Here is a 1399-nt window from a genome sequence, read left to right as displayed (position 1 = left end):
CACGCGACCAGATCACCCGTGCGATACATCCGCACACCCGGCTCGAACGGATTCGCCACAAAACGATCCGCCGTCAAATCCGCACGACCGAAATACCCGCGCGCCAACTGCGCACCCGCCAAATACAACTCCCCAGAAACACCCACCGGAACCGGACGCAAACGCCCATCCAGCACATACACCCGACTGTTCCACTCCGGCGCACCGATCGACACCGACGTCTCATCGGCCAGGGTGACCCGGTGGCTGGTGACCGACACCGCCGCCTCGGTCGGACCATAAAGATTGAACAACTCCGTGCGCGGGTGCACCCGCAAAAACCGCTGCGCCACCGAACCCGGCAACGCCTCACCGATCGCCAACACCCGCCACAGCGACCAGTCCACCGTGTCCGCGGCGGGCCGGTTCGCCGACAGCGCGTCCAGCATCGACGGCACCACGTGCAGCGTGGTAACCGACTCGCGCGCCATGAGTTCGGCAAGATACGCGGGATCGCGATGACCATCCGGCGCGGCGATCACCAGACGACCACCGCACACCGCGGCCGACCAGAACTCCCACACCGAGAGATCGAACGTCGCCGATGTCTTCAGCAGCACCGAGTCGTCCTGGGACAGCTCGAATTCCGCTGCCTTCCAGAGCAACTGGTTGACGATCGCCGCGTGCGGCACCGCGACGCCTTTCGGGCGCCCGGTCGAACCCGACGTGAAGATGACGTAGGCCGTGTTCTCCGGCCGCAGCGGGGCGACTCGCTCGGCGTCGCGGAGCGGCACGCTCGCGACCGCGGTCAGTTCGAGATCTTCGAGCCGCACGACCGGCGCGACGTCGGTGTCGAAATCCGACTCCGCGTTGCTCAACACGCACACCGGTGCGGCGACGGAGAGGATGTAGTCGGTCCGCTCGGCGGCTTGGTCGGGATCGACCGGTACGTACGCTCCACCGGCCTCTGCCACCGCGTACATCGCCACGACCAGGTCCACCGATCGGCGGAATGCGAGCGCGACCCGGTTCTCGGGGCCGACTCCCACCGAGATCAGGTACCGGGCCAGACGGTTCACCCGGGCCGCCAGTTCCGCGTAACTCAGCTCGGCGCGTTCGCCACCGGGCAGGTCCGCGACCAGCGCGACCGCTCCCGGAGCCGCGGCGACGGCCCGCCGCAGCAGCGATCCCAGGGTGGCGGGCTCCACCGGCTGGGTGGTGTCGTTCCATGCGGTGAGCACGTCGACGCGCTCGATGTCCGCGAGAATGTCGATGTCCCCCACCGGGACGGCGGGATCGGTGACTATCGCGGCGAGGATGCGCGTGAACCGCGCCGCGAACCCTTCTACCGTCTCCCGGTCGAACAGATCGGTCGCATACGTCAAGAACCCACCGATACCCGCCGCCGCACCCGACTCCT

Annotated in this window: 1 protein-coding gene; it reads right to left on the bottom strand. The window is 67.8% G+C overall.

What is annotated here, in order from left to right; translation table 11 throughout:
* Positions 1 to 1399: amino acid adenylation domain-containing protein (locus ACWEKR_RS35560; protein WP_452358241.1), on the bottom strand; the 1399-nt coding region annotated here is incomplete at both ends.

It is taken from the genome of Nocardia sp. NPDC004573 (assembly GCF_053602135.1).
Note: the sequence above shows the minus strand (reverse complement) of the source record. Positions and strands in the feature narration are given on the sequence as shown.